At 67.6% G+C, this 17620-nt stretch carries 11 protein-coding genes and 2 pseudogenes; 4 read left to right on the top strand and 9 right to left on the bottom strand.

Features of this window, described 5'->3' with window-relative positions; translation table 11 throughout:
- Positions 1 to 346: 346 nt before the first annotated feature.
- The 3 genes from ACZYSP_RS32475 to ACZYSP_RS32465 all read right to left on the bottom strand — a co-directional run bounded on the left by ACZYSP_RS32475 (position 347) and on the right by ACZYSP_RS32465 (position 3048).
- Positions 347 to 898 (bottom strand): DUF421 domain-containing protein, encoded by a 552-nt coding sequence (locus ACZYSP_RS32475; RefSeq protein WP_489018647.1) that lies wholly within the window; start codon positions 896 to 898, stop codon positions 347 to 349.
- Between the two features lie 737 nt (positions 899 to 1635).
- On the bottom strand, positions 1636 to 2508 hold the full coding sequence (locus ACZYSP_RS32470) for an SDR family oxidoreductase (RefSeq protein ID WP_489018645.1): 873 nt from the start codon (positions 2506 to 2508) through the stop codon (positions 1636 to 1638).
- A gap of 30 nt (positions 2509 to 2538) precedes the next feature.
- Positions 2539 to 3048, bottom strand: a complete 510-nt coding sequence (locus ACZYSP_RS32465; RefSeq protein ID WP_489018643.1) for a ferritin-like domain-containing protein — start codon at positions 3046 to 3048, stop codon at positions 2539 to 2541.
- A 257-nt stretch (positions 3049 to 3305) separates the two neighbouring features.
- On the opposite strand from ACZYSP_RS32465, the gene ACZYSP_RS32460 reads away from it, so the two are divergent.
- The 3 genes and pseudogenes from ACZYSP_RS32460 to ACZYSP_RS32450 form a co-directional block, all read left to right on the top strand.
- Positions 3306 to 3506 (top strand): hypothetical protein, encoded by a 201-nt coding sequence (locus ACZYSP_RS32460; RefSeq protein ID WP_489018641.1) that lies wholly within the window; start codon positions 3306 to 3308, stop codon positions 3504 to 3506.
- Positions 3503 to 3841: a hypothetical protein gene (locus ACZYSP_RS32455; protein WP_489018639.1), complete on the top strand. Its 339-nt coding sequence runs from the start codon at positions 3503 to 3505 to the stop codon at positions 3839 to 3841. The genes ACZYSP_RS32460 and ACZYSP_RS32455 overlap by 4 nt, the downstream gene beginning before the upstream one ends.
- 10 nt (positions 3842 to 3851) lie before the next feature.
- Positions 3852 to 4079: pseudogene (locus ACZYSP_RS32450) on the top strand (TonB-dependent siderophore receptor); the annotation flags it as partial.
- A 281-nt stretch (positions 4080 to 4360) separates the two neighbouring features.
- Here the strand turns inward: ACZYSP_RS32450 and ACZYSP_RS32445 are convergent.
- Positions 4361 to 4651, bottom strand: a pseudogene (locus ACZYSP_RS32445) (2OG-Fe(II) oxygenase); the annotation flags it as partial.
- Positions 4652 to 4684: 33 nt separating this feature from the next.
- Between ACZYSP_RS32445 and ACZYSP_RS32440 the strand changes: the two are divergent.
- Complete coding sequence (locus tag ACZYSP_RS32440; protein ID WP_177192908.1) at positions 4685 to 4792, top strand: hypothetical protein; 108 nt, start codon at positions 4685 to 4687, stop codon at positions 4790 to 4792.
- On the opposite strand, the gene ACZYSP_RS32435 is transcribed toward ACZYSP_RS32440, so the two are convergent.
- From ACZYSP_RS32435 to ACZYSP_RS32415, 5 genes are read right to left on the bottom strand one after another with little or no spacing between them, the layout of a single operon-like run.
- Positions 4759 to 6207 carry an alpha/beta hydrolase family protein gene (locus ACZYSP_RS32435; RefSeq protein ID WP_489018636.1) on the bottom strand — a complete coding sequence of 483 codons (1449 nt, stop codon included), beginning with the start codon at positions 6205 to 6207 and terminating at the stop codon, positions 4759 to 4761. The two genes, ACZYSP_RS32440 and ACZYSP_RS32435, sit on opposite strands and share 34 nt — an antisense overlap.
- A gap of 7 nt (positions 6208 to 6214) precedes the next feature.
- Positions 6215 to 7384 (bottom strand): hypothetical protein, encoded by a 1170-nt coding sequence (locus ACZYSP_RS32430; protein WP_489018634.1) that lies wholly within the window; start codon positions 7382 to 7384, stop codon positions 6215 to 6217.
- Positions 7384 to 8328 (bottom strand): TauD/TfdA family dioxygenase, encoded by a 945-nt coding sequence (locus ACZYSP_RS32425; RefSeq protein WP_093082472.1) that lies wholly within the window; start codon positions 8326 to 8328, stop codon positions 7384 to 7386. The genes ACZYSP_RS32430 and ACZYSP_RS32425 overlap by 1 nt, the downstream gene beginning before the upstream one ends.
- A gap of 46 nt (positions 8329 to 8374) precedes the next feature.
- Positions 8375 to 9325, bottom strand: a complete 951-nt coding sequence (locus ACZYSP_RS32420) for a TauD/TfdA family dioxygenase (protein ID WP_177192906.1) — start codon at positions 9323 to 9325, stop codon at positions 8375 to 8377.
- Positions 9326 to 9327: 2 nt separating this feature from the next.
- Positions 9328 to 17610: a non-ribosomal peptide synthetase gene (locus ACZYSP_RS32415; RefSeq protein ID WP_489018631.1), complete on the bottom strand. Its 8283-nt coding sequence runs from the start codon at positions 17608 to 17610 to the stop codon at positions 9328 to 9330.
- Positions 17611 to 17620: the final 10 nt, after the last annotated feature.

The raw sequence follows: 17620 nt of genomic DNA, 5'->3' as shown, positions 1-17620 counted from the left end.
CCGGGCGGAGGTTTACAGCAAGCCTGCGGATAGCTCCGCAGGAGCCGAAATTTAAGACATGGTCCTGGACTCTGCGTGTCGGATAGATCCTACGTTTTGAAAATACGATGTGTGCTCCCTGGTGCCACGTCGGCGGCTACGGTGCTTCACAACGGAGAGAGGCCTCGACTCAACGATGCCCACAGCAGCACAGCGATGCCGGCATCGAAGGGACTTTGCTGCTCAAGCAAGGCGCCACGCAGATTCGCGGTCGATCACCGGCGCATGGAAGGACCACCTGCGTCCGGGCAGCCACTTGCCAAGGGGGAGTTCCGCCGCTTGGCGACGAGCCAGTCCACAAGCTGCGTCATTGAACTGGGGGCTTCGAGGCCTCTGGTGGTCGATGGCGATCGGCGGCTTCGTCGTCATTCTTGTTCTTCGTCCTCTTGAACACGCTGAGAGTGCCATCGCTTTCCAGTCTAGCGACGCGCACCTCCGAAAAATCCGCCACACCTTGCTCGCGCAGCTTGCCGCGCAGCTCGTCCGTCCTGATCATCCCGCGCTTGAGGGCACGCCGATTCAGCCGACCATTGCGAATGAGCACTTCGGCGGGCGGCTCCAGAAAACGGGCGACCGGCTCGAAGCGAAAACTCAGCCAGTCCAGCGCAAAGTTCCACGCGACCAGCGTCGCGAGCAACACCAGCCCGTCATCGACGGACTTGTATTCGCCCTGCATCGCGTTGCTCGATGCATCCGCGACCAGTACCACGAAGAGCAGGTCGGCCACGCCCATCGAGCCGATGTCACGGCGCAGCACGAAGCGGAACACGAGGAGGAGGAACCAGTACACGACCGTGCCGCGCACCACCATGTGCCACACGGGAAATTCGCGGGCGAAAAGATCGGCGATTTCACTCATGCTTCATGTCGTCCTGGAACGAATGACGAGGGTCGCTAGGCATCCCACGCGGGCGTGGCTGCAACGATCAGCCTCGTCGAGAGAGACCTTCTGCGAGTCGGTGCTCAACCTAGAACGAACAGCATTGGTGCAGTGTCGGCGAGGGCTTCGGTAGCTTGTAGGCGGCGGAGATGTGGAGCACCGACGAAGAAACCACCCGTGCCAGGGCATGCGCCAGCCGACGCGACGCCCGGCCGCAGCGACGTCGTGTCGCGCGTCATCTTTGGACTCGACCCAAGTTAATGGGGCTCAGCTGACCTGCCCGCCATCAGGCGTACCAGTTGAAGGTCAGCAGAGTCCGTCTTCAGCGACATTCGCCGACGTGCCGGAGGAAAAATTGAGCCCGCAAAATTGCAGAAGCCGCCTCACATACGCATAGCGCAGCATGACAACAACAACGCCAAAGTGATCCCTGTGGCGTCTGACACAGGCTGGGTTTCCAGCGCCGACTTTGGCAAGACGACCAAGATAGAGCCTGCCGTCGCACAGCGTTCATGCGTCGTCTTCAAGAAGACCTTGGAATCGCTTTTCAACAAGATCTGGATAGAGGCAGAAGAAATGATATGAAGATGCCCCTCATGCGCCTCGAGCCCTGCCCCAGCGCCTGAATCGGACCATGAAGCGGCGGCAGGCAATAGCTCCTTGGCAGATTCGCATTTATCGACGCGACTTACAGTGGCTGCCTGGCTTCCTGCACCTCAGATGAATGGCACGCCGCCAGTGACCGCAATGGTCGCGCCCGAGATATAGCTCGCTTGGTCGGAAGCGAGCAGCACATATACCGCCTGCAACTCGGCTGGTTGCCCGGGTCGCTTCATCGGCGTCTGCTGGCCAAAGTTCTTCACCTTGTCCGACGGCAGCGTCGAGGGAATCAGCGGCGTCCAGAAGGGGCCGGGGGCCACGCAGTTCACGCGAATGCCCTTTTCGGCCAGCAGTTGGGCCATGCCGCCAGACATGTTCTGGATCGCCCCCTTCGTCGCGGCATAGGCTACAAGCGTCGCATTGGGCTTGTCGGCGTTAATTGATGCGGTGCTGATGATGGAACTGCCCGGCTTCATGCAGGCGGCCGCCGCCTTGCAAAGGAAGAAATTCGCATAGACGTTGGTGCGAAACGTCCGGTCCAGTTCCTGAGCCGTGATCTCGCCCAAGTCCTTGTGCGCCATCTGGAACGCAGCATTGTTGACGAGGATATCGAGCTTGCCGAAGCGTCCCACCGCCATGTCGACCAGCCGCGTGCAGTGGTCTTCTTCGCAGATGTCTCCCGGCACGGCAACACACACCCGCCCTTCGCCCTCGATGAGCCGAGCAGTGACCTGCGCGTCGGGCTCTTCCTGGGGAAGATAGGAGATCAGCACATCCGCCCCTTCGCGCGCGAAGGCAAGCGCAACGGCGCGGCCAATGCCGCTGTCGCCCCCGGTGATCAGGGCGGACTTGCCCGAGAGCTTGCCGGACCCAACGTAAGAGGATTCGCCGAAATCCGGGCGCGGAATCATTGCCGACTCCAGCCCCGGCGACGATTGCCTGGGCGTGTCGAACGGCGGCCGGGGGGCTGCCTGCATGGGATGGGTCATTACGCGCTCCTTTCCATATCCCGGAACTTCTCAGAGCTCAGAACTGGCCTTGCCGGTCGCCCGAGCGGTTTCCCGCAGCGCCTTGATCTGGTCGCGGTTGCGCTGGGCGCCCTCGGCCTGACGCCGCACGATCGCGCGCACGCCGGTCGGCAGGTTTTCCTTAAGCGCCTTGCGATAGCGCGCGATGGCGGCGTCCTCGTCGTGTTCGCATTCCTCGAGCATCGACACCGGACTTTCGGCGCCGACAAACCCCTTCGCGTGCAACCAGCCGCGATGCATCGCACCGCTGACCGTGCCACCATCGCCGGGCTTGCCGCCGAGTTGGCGAATGAGCCCGGCGAGTTCGGATGCCGCGCTGGCGCACTGCGATGCGCGGCTCTGAAAAACCTTCTTGAGTTGCGCCGAGTTCACTTCTTCCGCGCATGCACGGAAGCCGTACTGGCGGTCACGCGAGCTCTCCAGAAGTTCGTTCAGAACGTCGACCACCTCGTTCGGCACCGCTTCTGCAGCGGTGGAGATTGCGCTGATATCGCTGGCCATGAGTTGCTCCACGAAGAGTCGGTCACTGCGAAGGCGGGTCGGTTCCAGGAAGAGGAAGGAAAACCGCAATGAGCCTCATGGTTGGCAAGACTCGGCCCGCATTCTGTCGTCTCGACGCGATGACGGTTGTAAGCCTTGTCCGAAGACAAGCTGGAAGGTTCGCGCCCCGCGAGGCATAGACTTCCCACAGGAGGGGGCAACAAGAAAAAATCCCATGGGATGAGAAAGAGGCTTTCGAACCCGACCAAGGACCAGCGATGACGGACTCGACCACCCGCAAGCACGACAGCGACGAACGCGACGCCGGCAAACCTTCTTCCGAACACAACAAGGCCGGCCATCAGGAACCCACCCCTCGCAATGAGCCACGCCGTACGCCCGAGAGCAGGCACGATCGCGAGAGCCACGTCGGCGGCGGCAACCGGCAGATCCGGTCGCGGCGCGGAGGCCTCTCATGACGCAGGATCATCGCTCATCGACAGAACCCAGGACCGCGCGCATCTGGCGTGGCCGGGTTGCGCCGGGCAAGGCCGACGCCTACGAGCGCTACCTGCTGGCGGAAGGCATTCCTCCGCTGCGCAAGACCGCCCTCGCGGTGCAGTTGTTCCGGGAAGACCGTGCAGCCGAAACCGAGTTCGTGACGACCTCCTACTGGCCCGACATCCCCTCAATGAGCGAGTTCACCGGCGGTGACCCGAACGTGGTCCATCACCTGCCGCGCGACGCGGAGTTCCTGATCGAACTGCCACAGCGGATCGAGGTGCTGCGCATCATCGTCAACACGCTGCCATAGGCTGCGCACCACCTACAGAGCGAAGCGCTTTGCCAACAACACCGACCTCGTGCAGGTCGGCGGCTATGCCCAGCTGGATGCGATGGTGGCTTACCATCAGCCCAAGTACGACCTCCGGCTGAACCTGTTCAACCTGGCCAACCGCCATGACGCCGACGCGCTGATCCCATCGGACGGCGGCCGTGCGGTGCCGGGCTCGGGTCGCGCCGCCACGCTGTCGCTCACCTACCGGCTCTGAGTTTCCCCAGGAGCATTCGACACAACATGCTGGTCTGCATTCCCGGCGTCCTCGACCGCGAAGCGCTCGCGGCAGTTCGCGCGCGCCTCGATGCGGCCGGCGACGCCTGGGTCGACGGCCGCGTCACCGCGGGACACCAGGGCGCGCCGGTCAAGTTCAACCAGCAGATCGACGAAGGCTCGGCGGTGGCGCACGAATGCCAGGCCATCGTGGCGAGCGCGCTCGAACGCCATCCGACCTTCATCAGCGCGGCGCTGCCCAACCCGCTGTACCCGCCGATGTTCAACCGCTACAGCGAAGGCATGCGCTTCGGCCTGCACGTAGACGGCGGCGTGCGCATCGACCCTCGCACCGTCGCGCACGAGGCTCTGCACCCAGAAGAAGCACGCGAGCCGCACGCCGCGCGTGATGGGCGTCACTTGGTGCAGGCTGGTGGCGGGGTAGAGCACCATGTCGCCGGCTGCGAGCTTCACGGTCTGCATGCCGTGCGTGTCTTCCATCTGCAGTTCGCCGCCGTCGTAGCTGTCGGCGTCCGACAGGAAGAGCGTGGCCGACAGGTCGGTGCGCAGCTTGCGGACGCAGGCGACCGCGCATTGCTGTTCGACATGGACAACGCGGTCCAGCGCCTGAACCAGAGCGGTGCCGACGAATCGGCGCGCCGCACGCTGGTGGGCACGTATCACAACCTGCTTTGCAAATGGAGCGATACCTGAGCTCTTGAACGCTCCCGGCTCGACACTCCGCCACTCGCCCCCGGATGCCGCCTCGCCGCCGCGGCAACGTCGCCGGGCGCGTCCCGCAAGGGGCCACTCAGGAACGCCGCCAACACATCGTTGCTGGCAGCCTGGCTCCCGGCGGGGCCGCGCGACCCGCCGATCAATGCGGCCAGCGCGAAACGCACCGGGCCAGACAGGTACAGCGGCACGTCGGTAAAACTGTAGTGATTGGCCTCGGCGATCTGGTAGCGGTAGCCACCGGCGCGCAAGTGCTGTTCAAGAGCGGCGTTGCCCTGCAGATAGTTCTGCGAATGCCGGGTCTCGCGGTGGTCGCTTTCCAGCAGCAGGAACGGCACCGGCATCGGGTCGCTGGCCGCGCGGCCGTACAGGGTGCCGTCGAGGTTGGCGGCTGCTCGGATGCGAGTGTCGCTCATCGCCGCCTCGACAGCGCTAGCGCCGCCGAAGGAATGGCCGATCGCGGCAATGCGTTGCGGATCGAGCCGCTGCGACAGCCGCGGACCGAACGCGCCCGGCCGGCCGATCTGATCGACGACGTAGCGCAGGTCCGCTGCCCGCACCGCCTGCTGTGCGCCCATGTAGCGCGTGCGGTCGGGGTCGTCCGGCAGGAAGCGCTCAATCGGTGTCGCAAGGCGGCCATTGGCCAGCTCCACCACAGGGGCTTCGTAGGGATGGTCCAGCGCGAGCACGACGAAACCGCGGCTGGCCAGATCGGCAAGCAGCCCGGAGTAGAACGCACGCGACGCGCCGTAGCCCGGCGAGAACAGCACCACCGGCCAGCGCGCCTGTTGCGTGGCCACCGGCGCGTTGGCGCGGGCATGGGTGTCGATGCGGTCGTAGCGCTGCATCACCGGGCCAGGTATCAGCGAAACGTACGTCGGCAAGCTGCCGAGGCCGTCGATGTAGCGCGACCCAGCGCCCTCGCCGGGAACGGCGGGAACGGCCGGATACCAGGCCTGGACCACGACGTTGCGGTGATCGTGCGGGTCGGCGGTCGCGGCTTCGTCGCGATCGCTGTCGATCCATCGGAATACCTCGCTGCCGACCGCATAAGGTCCGCCTGGCGCGGGCAGCTCAGGCACCGGCACGAAACTCCACGCGAGCAACGCAACTGCGGCGAGCCCCGCCACACCACAGCGCCCCAGCCATGCGAGCGCGCTCCGCCGTGGCGGCGGCCCACGACGCCTCCAGGCCAGCACCGCCAGCCCTGCAAGCAATGCGTAGATGGCAACGTACTGCCAGTAGAAGCCCTCGCGCCACACCTGAACGAGGCAGGCGACCAACAACGCCGCCAGCACAGCGACGATGACGCGCGCGCCGACCCGCCTCGTCGCCACCGCGACCAGGGCCAGGCCAACTGCGACCAGGACGATCGCGCCATCCAGTGCTGACATCGCCAGCTCAGCCGCCGTACCTGGCGAGCATGCCCAGCTTCTCGCTCAGCCCGGCCTGGAATTGTTCGCGCTGCGAGGGCACCCACATCGGCGGATCGAACGAGGCGACGATGCGATTGCTCTCGATGCGGATCGTGCCGGCCAGCGGCTCGCGCACCGCAAAGCTGTCGCCCTGCACGTCGATCCTGAAGCCCAGCGCCTCGCCTTCCTTCAACTGCGCCTTCAGGGACTCCTGCAGCCTGGCCGGGCGCCCGGCGTGCGGTATGGATATCTCGATGGGCCGCAGGTCCGGCAGCGGCAGCAGCACCGCGGCGATGACCTTCGACGGCCCGCGCGCGCCAGGAAAGCGCAGCCCGGCGGCGGCATCGAGCACCAGCGCCCGGGCTGCGGCGACTTCGTCGTTGGCCTCGTAGCCGCTTTGCACGGTGACGAAGTTGTCGGTCAGCACATCGACCGACTCCACGCTGCCGTCTGCTGTCACAGCCATGCGAAAGCTCATCACGCCCTGCACTTCCTTGAACGGCCCAACCGGTTCGGCAAGCGAGCGATGGAACTCGAACACCACCTTGCGCGCGGCAGCGGCGTCGAGCGGTCCGGTTACCACCGGCGAGGTGGCGCGCAGGTGGCCGACCAGTGCGATGCGCCCTTCCAGCGGGTCCATGCTGCCCTCGATGGTCGGGGTGCCATGGACGATGCGGTCGTCGAACAGCAGCAGCTGGTTGAACTGCGCCGGCACCAGCTCGTACAGCACCTCGCCCTGCACGTGGTGCTTCTTGTAGCTCGGCACGCCGTCGCGCATCAGCAGGGTTTCGCCGCCGGAGAACTTGCGGGTCTGCCAGCGCGTGAGCGAGTAGACGAAGCCGCAGGTGCCGTTGTGGAAGTCGCTGTGCAGGCCCAGGGTGCAGCCGTTGACCATCAGGTGCAGGTTCGGCGCGCCGGTCGGAATCAGGCCGACGTGGTCGATGCACCACTGCTTCAGGTGCTGGTCGAAGCGCGCCCACAGCGCCTCGGGAAACACCTGCTGCGGCACCGTGCGCAGGTAGGTGTACATCTGCGGCTCGCAGAAGTATTGCCAATGCACGGTCTGCCTGTAGGCATTCTTGACCTTGCCGTCGTAGGCCGTGCGCATGGCCTCGGCCTCGGGAAAGAAGTCGCTGACGACGTGCTGGCGTTTCATCATGCCGGCTCCTTCATGGCGGCAGCGGTGGCCGCGGCGTGGTCGCGCATGTCGCCCAGGGCAACGCGAACCTGGCGGTTGCCGCTGTACGGCAGGCGCCCGTGGGCCATCAGCAGGTTGTTGACCAGCAGCACGTCGTGGGCCTGGGTCTGGATGCTGATCGAACATTCGGTCAGCACCCGGTCGATGGTGCGCACCCACCCGGCCGGAATCGGGCTGCCGTCGCCGAAGAACACCGTGCGCGGAAACTGGTCGCGCCGGAAGTGCTTGCTCAGCAGGGCATCGACTTCGGTTGGCAGCGCGTCGGGGTGGTGCAGCAGGATCTGGTTGAACCATGCCTCTGTGTCGCGCTCTGGAATCTGCAGCAGCGCGTGGGTGCGGTACGACACGGTCAGGTCGTTCTCCGAAATCGCGTCGATCTCGTGCCCGGTCGGCGCGATCTTCTCGCGCAGTTCCTGCAGGCTGCCGACCTTGAAGAACTGCTCCCACGAGGCATCCAGGCCACGGATGAAGCGGCGCCGGTAGACCAGACCCAGTTCGCGGAACCGATCGAGCATTTCTGCAGGCAGGCACTCGATGACCTTGCGCCCGTCCGACAGGGTCCACTCACCCCCTTCGGACGCCGGCTCCAGGCAGAAGAACAACTGGCGCGATGGCCAGGTCTGGGTATGCGAAGCCTCGTTGTGGAAGCGGATCTCCAGGTGCCTGGGGTACGGCGTCGCGAAGTAGACGTTCTCGCTGGCGCTGGCCAATGGCAGGTCGCCGTAGTGCCTGTACAGCGCGTCGCAGGCCGAGGCGGCGGAGGCCTCGAAGCCGTCGAGGCCGCCGACGTCAAAATCGCGGAACAGCACGTGGCCGTCGCTCCACAGCGCTTCGTCGATGCGCTCGCGGTGTTGGCGTATCCAGGGCGCGAGCGGTTCGCGCGAAGCAGAGGTGATTTGCATGGGCTCGGTTTGCGATGGGTTTGGAAAGAGGAGCGAGCGGCACTGTTCAGGACATGGCCACGAGAATCCGCCGCGCGCCGTCGAACGGCAGTCGCCCGTGCGCCGCCAGCACGTTGTCGACCACCAGCAGATCGCCCTGCTGCCAACGAAAAGTACGCCGCTGCGCGCGCAGCACCTCGCGCACGCTGGCCAGGGTGGCGTTGTCGATCCGGCCGCCGTCGCCGTAGTACGCCGCCATCGGCAGGCCGGCCTCGATGCGCGCATCGACCGTGCTGGCCATCGGTGTGTTGGAGGCGTGGAACAGGTGCACCTGGTTGAACCAGACCCGCTCGCCAGTCAGCGGATGCAGGCGCGTGGCCGGCCGCCGCTCGTGAATGCGCAGGCCGCCGCTAGGCTGCCATTCGCAGCCGATGTCCATGTCGCGGCACCAGGCCTCGACCCGCTCGCGGTCCTGCGTCTCGAAGGCCTTGCTCCAAGCGTTGTAGCGCGATTGCGCCGGCGCCAGGTTGCGCACGTACATCAGCTGGCGGCGCTCGAACTCCTCGACGATAGGCGCCGGCATTGCCTGCAGGATGCGCCGCGAGTCGGCCAACGGCGTTTCGCCGCCGGTCTGCGGCGCGGTCGCGCAGAAGAAGTACAGCCGCTGCGGCCAGCGCGCGCTGTACGACATCTCGTTGTGCAGCGGAATCTCCAATTGCTTCGGATATTCGGTCGAGGTGTAGATGCCTTCAGCCACCTGGCTGCGCGGCGAAGTGCCGCCTGCATAGCCGCGCAGCTGCGGCGCCATCGCCGCAACCGCGCGACGGAAGTCTTCGGCCTCGCGCAGGGGGAAGCCTCGAAACAGCAGCGCACCGGCACGCAGCAGCACCGGCTCTAGCCGCGGCATCGTCTGTGCGAACCAGGCCCCGGCTTCCGCCGCGCCGCGCCCGGCCAGAGCGGAGTCGGCATGGATGCAATGCGGAAAGCCGCTGCCGATGCTTTCATCGGTCTCGCTCATGCTCATCGCCCCAGGTACCAGTGGCGGCCGACGATCTCGATCACGCGATCGACGTGCGGCGGCTTGAGGATCGACAGGTGGTCACTGCCGGGCACATCGAAGCTGCGCAGTTGCGGCTCGTGCTGGCGCCAGGCGTCGAGATCGACGGCTTCGCCGGGAACGGCGCGCAGCAGCAACGCCAGGCCGCCGAACGCACCCTGTGGCCGATAGCCGATCGCGCACTGGCGGCAGAACATCTCCAGCACGGGCACGAAGTCTTCGAGCCGCGCATTGGCCGGCAGCAGCCGGCCGCGGCGCATCGCCTCGAAGATCGGCCGCGCCTGTTCGGTGGGTGGCAGCTCGGCCAGCGTGTCGGCATCGAGCCCGTGCTCCTGCTCGCTTTGCAGTTCGATCAACGCCAGGTACTCGCGCAATGCGTAGCCGCGATCACCGTGCCCCTCTGCTCGCGGTGCCTGGGTGTCGACCAGCACCACCGGCGCGACCGTGACGCCGGCCTCTGTCAACTGCCTGGCCGCCTCCAGCGCGACCCAGCCGCCGAACGAATGGCCGACAAGGTGATAAGGCCCCTCCGGCTGCAGGCTGCGGATCGTATCGACATAGCGCCGCGCCGCCTCCTGCAGCGTCGGCGGTTCGCCATCGCGGCCGAGCGGCGCGGGCGCTTCCAGGCCGATGAAGCCGGCGTCGCCGGGGCTGCGCGCAGCAAAGTCGAGGAACGAAGTGGCGTTGGCGCCTGCGCCCGGCAGGCAGAACACCTTGCGCGTTTGCGCATTGCCGGTGCGGATGGTCACTGCCGCGCCCGGTGCGGGCGAGCGGGCACTGCCGCCCGGCTTCGGCGCCATGCCGTCGAGGCGGGCCAGCACAGAAGCGATCGCGCCGCCGACCCGGCCGGCGCGCTCTGCGTCCATCATGATGCTCCAGTGGTCGCCGCCTACAGGATGCACCTGCAGGCGATTGCCCAGCAACCCGCTCCAGCCGTTGGACGGATCGCCCGCATCACCCGCATCAGCCGGCTGGGCCGCGAACAGATGCGTATCGATCTCCAGCGGCTGTGCGTAATAGCGATGCGCCGCGGCGCGCAGGTTGAACCAGAGCATGGCGCGTGCTTCGAACTCGGCCGGGCTCATGTCCTTCTTCAGCCACCCTTCGCCACGCGCCAGCGCAATCGCCCCAGGCAGGTCTTCGGTGGCGAGGATCCGCGCGATCTCGGCCGCCTGCAGCTTGCGCCCGTAGTACTCGGCGAAGGCCACCAGCAGCAGCTTCCTGTCGTGCAAGCCCAGTTCGGAGATGCCGCGCTCGCCCTCGCCGCGGTGCCAGCTGTCGATCAAACCGAGGAACTCGACCCGCTCGCCCAGTGCGAGCAGTTGCTGCGCGACCTCGAAGGCGAGCACGCCACCGGCCGACCAGCCAGCCAGGCGGTACGGCCCCTGCGGCAGCGCCTCGCGGATCAGGCGCACATAGCCCGCGGCCAGATCTTCATAGCGACTGTCGGCATGCACCGCATGGCGGTCGGCGCGGATGCCGTACAAGCCGATCTCGGGATCGATGCGTTGTGCCAGCCGCTCGTAAGACAGCACTTCGCCGCTGGGCTCGTGGATGAACACCAGCGGACGCCGCGAACCGCCCTTGCGGATGGTCACCCATTGCGCGTTCGCCATGGCGTCAACGCCATCGCGCGGCTTACCGATCAAAGCCGCCAGCGTGCTCAACTGCTGCGCCAGCAGCACGTCCTGCAGCGCGACTTCGTAGCCCTTCTGCTTCAACCCCTCGATGACCTGGAACACCATTAGCGAGTAGCCGCCCAGGTCGAAGAAGTTGTCGTGGCGGCCGACGCGTTCGACCCCGAGCAGTTCCGACCACAGTGCGGCGATGGCGCACTCCACCTCGCCCTGTGGCGGCTCGTAGCGGCTCAGGGCCAGGCCCTGCCCGTCCGGTGCCGGCAGCGCCTTGCGGTCGAGCTTGCCGTTGGGCGTCAACGGAAGCGCGTCGAGGGCGACGAAGGCCGAGGGCAGCATGTATTCGGGCAGATGCGCGGCCAGGCCGGCGCGCAGCTGCGCCGGGTCCACCGCATCGACCGCATGGGCGACCACGTAGGCGACCAGGCGCTTGTCGCCGGGGCTGTCCTCGCGCGCGATCACCGCCGCCTCGCGCACGCACCCCTGTTGCGCCAGGCGTGCTTCGATCTCGCCCAGCTCGATGCGGAAGCCGCGCAGCTTGATCTGCGAGTCGTTGCGGCCGAGATATTCGAGCGTGCCGTCCTCGCGCCAGCGGCCGAGGTCGCCGGTGCGGTACATGCGCGCCTGCGCGTCGCCCGCGAACGGGTCGCGCAGGAAGCGTTCGGCGGTGAGTTCAGGGCGGCCCAGGTAGCCGCGCGCCACGCCGGCGCCGCCGATGTGGATCTCGCCGGCCACGCCGACCGGCACCGGCTGCGCGGACTCATCCAGCAGATAGATGCGTGCGCCCGGCATGACCTGGCCGATGTGCGGACGGCGCCCGTCGACCACGCCGCAGCTGGCATCGACGCTGCACTCGGTCGGGCCGTACATGTTGAAGAACAGGCGCTCGTCGACGGCAGCCAATGCGCCCCAGGTGGCCGCGTCGATAGCCTCGCCACCGAGCAGCAGCTTGCGCAGGCTCGGCGCGCGCCCCTGCAGCAGGCCTGCGCCCTGCATCAGCCGCAGATGCGATGGCGTGCACTCCATCACCTCGATGCGATGCGCCTCCAGAAAGCCGAGCAGATCCTCCGCGCCGAGCCGCGCCGCCTCGGGCAGCAGGAACACGCTGCGGCCGAAAGCCAGCTGCCCCCAGGCCTTGACCGCCATGTCGAAACCGAACGATGAGTTCCACGCCACGCGCTGGCAATCGGGTGCCACGCCGTGGATGCAGGCTTCCATTGCATGGAGGAAATACGCCACGTTGCGGTGCTCGACCATGACGCCCTTGGGCGTGCCGGTCGAGCCGGAGGTGTAGATCACATAGGCCAGGTGCGCGGGCGTGAGGCCGACGGCGGCCGGGTCCGGGTTGCTGGACGAGGCCTCGGCCCAGTCTGGCTGCTCTGCATCGAGCATCATGCGAACGCAGCGCCCGGGCGTCTGCAGCCGTGCGTCCAACCGCTGCAGCGTCAGCAGCACGACCGCACCGCTGTCGGCCAACATGTGCGCCAGGCGCTCGTCCGGATAGACCGGGTCGAGTGGCACGTAGGCGCCGCCGGCCTTGAGCGTGGCCAGCATCGCCACGACAAGCTCCAGGCTGCGCTCAGCGCAGATCGCGACGCGGTCGTCGGGCTTCACGCCGAGCGCGCGCAGGTGATGGGCGAGCCGGTTGGCGCGGGCGTTGAGCTCGGCGTAGCTGAGCGCCTCACCCGCGTACTCGATCGCCTGTGCGTCAGGCTGCCGCGCGGCCTGCTCTTCGATGAGCGCGTGCACCAGTACCGGTCTGGCGGCAGCAACGTGGCTTTCGTTGAAGCCTTCCACGATGGCCTCGCGCTCCTGCTCATCCAGTAGATCGATGCGATCGACCTGCTGGCTGTCGTCGGCAACCATCGCGCGCAGCACCGCCTCCAGGCAGCGCCACTGGCGGCAGACCGTGGCCTCGTCGAACAGGGCCGTGGCGTAGTTGAGCTGGCCGCCGATGCCGTCTTCGCTCTCGCGCAGTTCGAGCGACAGCTCGAACTGCGCGCTGTCGGGTCCGCCGCCAAGGCTCTGCGCCTGCAGGCCGGCCAGGTCGAGTTCGGCCTTGGGCGTGTTGTGCCACGACAGCATGACCTGGAACACCGGATGGTGGGCCAGTGAGCGCGGCGGGTTGAGCGCCTCGACCAGCCGTTCGAACGGCACGTCCTGCAGGCTCTGCGCCTGCACCGCGGTCTGCCGCGCCCGGGTCAGCAGCGCCTGCACGCTGGGGCTGCCGGACAGGTCGATCTTCAGGGCCTGGGTGTTGACGAAGAAGCCGATCAGCGGCTCGACCTCGATGCGGCTGCGGCCGGCGTGCGAGCTGCCGATCACCACCTGGTCTTGTCCGCCAAGCCGGCCCAGCACCACCGCCCAGGCCGCGAGCATGGTCATGTACAGCGTGGTGCCATGGCGCTGGCCGAGCGCGCGCAGGCCCTGGCTGAGCCCGGCCTCGAGCGCGATGGCGATGTTGGCGCCGCGATAGTCCTGCACCGGCGGACGCGGCCGGTCGGTCGGCAGATCGAGCAAGCTCGGCGCACCGCGCAGCTGTTGCACCCATTGCTGCAACTGCTGCTGCAGCAGCGGCCCTTGCAGCCATTGGCGCTGCCACATGCCGAAGTCGGCGTACTGGATGGCCAGCGGCGGCAGCGGATCGGGCCGGCCTTCGCGGAAGGCGCGGTACAGCGTCGAGAACTCGTTCGCCAGCACCCCGCCCGACCAGCCGTCGGAAACGATGTGATGCATGGTCACCAGCAGCACGTGGTCGTCCGGGCCAAGCGCGAGCAGGCGGCCGCGAATCAGCGGCCCCAGGGCGAGGTCGAACGAACGCAGCGCCTCTTCGCGAAGGACCGGCTCCAGCTCGGCATCGGTAGCGCCGCGCAGGTCTTCGCGCTGCAGCGCGAAGCCGCGGGCTTCGTCGATGACTTGCAGCGCCTGGCCGCCGATGCCGACGAACCGGGTGCGCAGCACCTCGTGGCGTTCGACGATGCGGTCGAACGCGGCTTGCAGCGCAGCAACATCGAGCGGGCCGCGCAGCCGCACCGCATCGGGCACGTGATAGGCCTTGCTTGCCTCGGGATCGACCCGGGCGATGAACCACAGGCGCTGCTGCGCGAACGACATCGGCAAGGGCGCCGAGCGGTCGGCGCGGGTGATCGCGCTGAGCGTGTTCTGGCTTGCCTCGGCCACGTCCTGGGCGAGGTCGGCCAGCTGCGGGTGGGTGAACAGCACCGGCAGCGGTAGCTCGACGCCGAGCCGCTCGCGCAACTGCGAGATCAGACGCATCGCGAGCAGCGAATGGCCGCCGAGCTCGAAGAAGTTGTCGTGCCGCCCGACGCGTTCGATGCCGAGCAGCTCGCACCAGATCTGCGCCAGCGTGTCCTCTATCTCGCCGATCGTCGCCTCGTAGGCGCGGTGGACGAAGGCCAGGCCGTCCGGCACCGGCAGGGCCTTGCGGTCAAGCTTGCCGTTCGGGGTGAGCGGCAGGGCCTCGAGCGGCATGAACGCGCCCGGCAGCATGTAGTCAGGCAACTGCGCGGCCAGGCGCTGGCGCAGCTCGGCGGGGTCTGTCGCCTGCGCATCGCTCACATCGCCCACGATGTAGGCGACCAGGCGCTTGTCGCCGGGCACGTCTTCGCGCGCGATCACCGCGGCTTCGCGCACGCCGGGCAGTTCGTTCAGACGCGCCTCTATCTCGCCCAGCTCGACGCGATGGCCGCGAATCTTGACCTGGAAATCGTTGCGGCCGAGGTATTCGATGGTGCCGTCGTCGCGCCAGCGGCCGAGGTCGCCGGAACGGTACATGCGCGAGTGCGCGTCTCCCGCGAAGGGGTCGGCCAGGAACCGTTCGGCGCTCAGTTCGGGCTGGTTGAGGTAACCGCGCGCGACCTGCACGCCTGCGATGTGGATCTCGCCAGCTACACCGCGCGGCACTGGCCGGCGCTGTGCGTCGAGCAGGTACATCCGGCAGTTGTCGACCGGCGTGCCGATGGGCGGCAGGTCGTCCCAATCCTCCGCCGCGCCAACCAGCGTGTGGGCGGTGACCACGTGGCTTTCGGTCGGGCCGTAGTGGTTGTGCAGGCGAGAGCCGCTGCTGCCTTCGAACAGACGCCGGATCGCCGGCGTGATGCGCAGCTGCTCGCCGGCGACGACCAGGTCGCGCAGCGCCGGCAGCGGCGCTTCGCGCTGCGACCACAGCTCGCTCAGGGCGTTGAGCGCGATGCAGGGCAGGAACAGCCGTTCGATGTGCTGCTCGCCAAGCCAGTCGGCCAGGGCGGGCAGGTCTCGGCGCAAGTCTTCGTGCAGCAGCACCAGGGTGCCACCGCCGGCCAGCGTCGAGAAGATTTCCTGGAACGCGACATCGAAGCCGGGTGCGGCGAATTGCAGCGTGCGCGCCGCGCCCGGCAGCACCCCGCGCTGCCAGGCCAGCAGATTGACCAGGCCGCGATGCGGCATCGCCACGCTCTTGGGCCGGCCGGTCGATCCTGATGTGTAGATCACGTAGGCCAGGTGCTCGCCGCGCAGGCCCAGCGCATGCGGGTCGGGGCGCTGCGCCGCGGTCTGCGCCCACGGCGCCTGGCCGATATCGTCGAGCAGCACGCATTCGCAAGCCGCTGGTGGATGCAGTCGCTCGACCAGCCGCTCCTGCGTCAGCAGCACGCGCGACGCGCTGTCGCCGAGCATGTGCGCCAGCCGTTCGTCAGGGTGAGCGGGGTCCAGCGGCACGTACGCGCCGCCGGCCTTGAGCGTAGCCAGGATCGCGACCACCAGCGCCGGACCGCTCTCCAGGCAGATCGCGACGCGCTCGTCGGGGCCGACGCCAAGACTGCTCAGATGCCGGGCCAGCTGGTTCGCCTGCGCCTCCAGTTCGCCGTAGCTCAGCCGCTGCGTGCCGAACTCCAAAGCCAATGCGGACGGGTCGCGCCCGGCCTGGCGCTCGAACAGCGCATGCACCAGTTCGCCATCGCCGCTGTGGTCGCGGTGAGTGGCATTGAAGCCTTGCAGGACCTGTGCGCGTTCGGCCGGCGGCAGGGTCTCGATCGCATGCATCGGCGTGTCCTGCGCCTGGTCCAGCGCGTGCCTCAGATGCTCCAGGGTTTCGCGCACCCAGCCGGCGATGCGCGCGGCGTCCACGCGCTCGACGATTTCGGCGGTGACGGAGAAACCATCGCCATGGTCGTCGACGTGCAGCACGAACGGATAGTTGGTGCGGTCGCGGCTGTCGAGATAACGGATGCCGGCGATGCCTTCTTCGCCTTGTGCAGGCTCGTCGCGGCTGTGGCGATAGTTCAGCAGCGCCGAGAACAGCGGCGTGTTCGCGGCCAGTCCGCTGCAACGCTGGGCCAGCGTCAGCGGCGCGTGCTCGTGGCGCAGCAATCCGGCGAGGCTGGCCGCGGTCTCTTCGAGCGCGGTGGCGGCGCTGCGTCCATCCAGTCGCACCCGCAGCGGCAAGGTATTGATGAACATGCCCATGGCGCGATCGGCTCCAGCGCCCCCCTGCAGACGCCCGAACAGCACCGTGCCGAACACCACGTCTTCGCGCGCGCTGCAACGCCCCAGCACCTGCGCCCACGCCAGGTGGAACACGCAGGCAGGGCTGACCCCGTGCGCTCGCGCGACCCGGCGCACGTCAGCGCACAGTGCAGGCTCGAGCCGGAGCTTCGCCTGCACCGCATCGCTGCCGTTGCCGCGCACGTCGAGCAGGTCGAAGGGCGCGGTCGGCTGCTCGACGTCGCCGAGCATCGCGCGGAAGAACTGCTCGTGTTCGGCCTCGCGCGCGGACAGCCGTGCCTGCGCGACGAAGTTGCGGAACGGCACCGGCTCGGGCAGTTCGGCGCGGCGGTCCTGCATCACCAGGCCGACCTCGTGCACCAGCAGCTCCATGGTCACGTGGTCCATCACCAGGTGGTGGTAGAGCATCTGCAACAGCCAGCGCCCACTGGCCTCGAAGGTGGCATCGAAGGCAGCAAAGCCACGCATCATCGGCGCCTGTCGCACATCGAGGCGATAGCGCCCCGGATCGGCGTGGGCCTGCAATCGCGCCTGCACTTCGTCGGCGAACTCCAGCGTCTCCACTTCAAGCTGCGCCTGCCGCCACACCACCTGCACCGGCTCGGCCAGGCCGTCCCATTGCACCGCGGTGCGCAGCACGTCCTGCCGCGCGATCACCTCGTTCATCGCGGCGACGAAGCGGTCCAGCAGCTCGCGGCTGTCGAAACCCATCAGCAGCCGGGTCAGGTAGGCATCGCCCTGCTGCTGCAGCAGGTGATGGAACAGGATGCCCTCCTGCAGTGGCGCCAGCGAATAGATGTCCTGCACGTTGCCGGCCCCGCCCGGAGTGGCGGCCACGATGCGGTCGATCTGGGCCTGCTCCAGCCGCACCAGCGGCAACATCTGCGGGGTGATTCGCGCCTGCTGCGCCGCCGGTGCCGGCGCGGCGCGTTCGCCGTTGGCCGCGACCCAGCTCAACAGCGCCTGCTTGTGCAGCTTCAGCGATGCCATCACGCCCGGGGTCAGCACGCCGCGAGGCGCCTTCACCACCAGTTCGCCCTGCTCGATCCGCGCTTCGAACCGGCGCTGCTCGAGCAGGCCGATCAGGGCCGGCGCATCCAGCGATTTCATGCTCGCGACT

This window comes from Variovorax sp. F042 (assembly GCF_057814215.1).
This window is presented reverse-complemented; position numbering and strand designations above follow the sequence as displayed.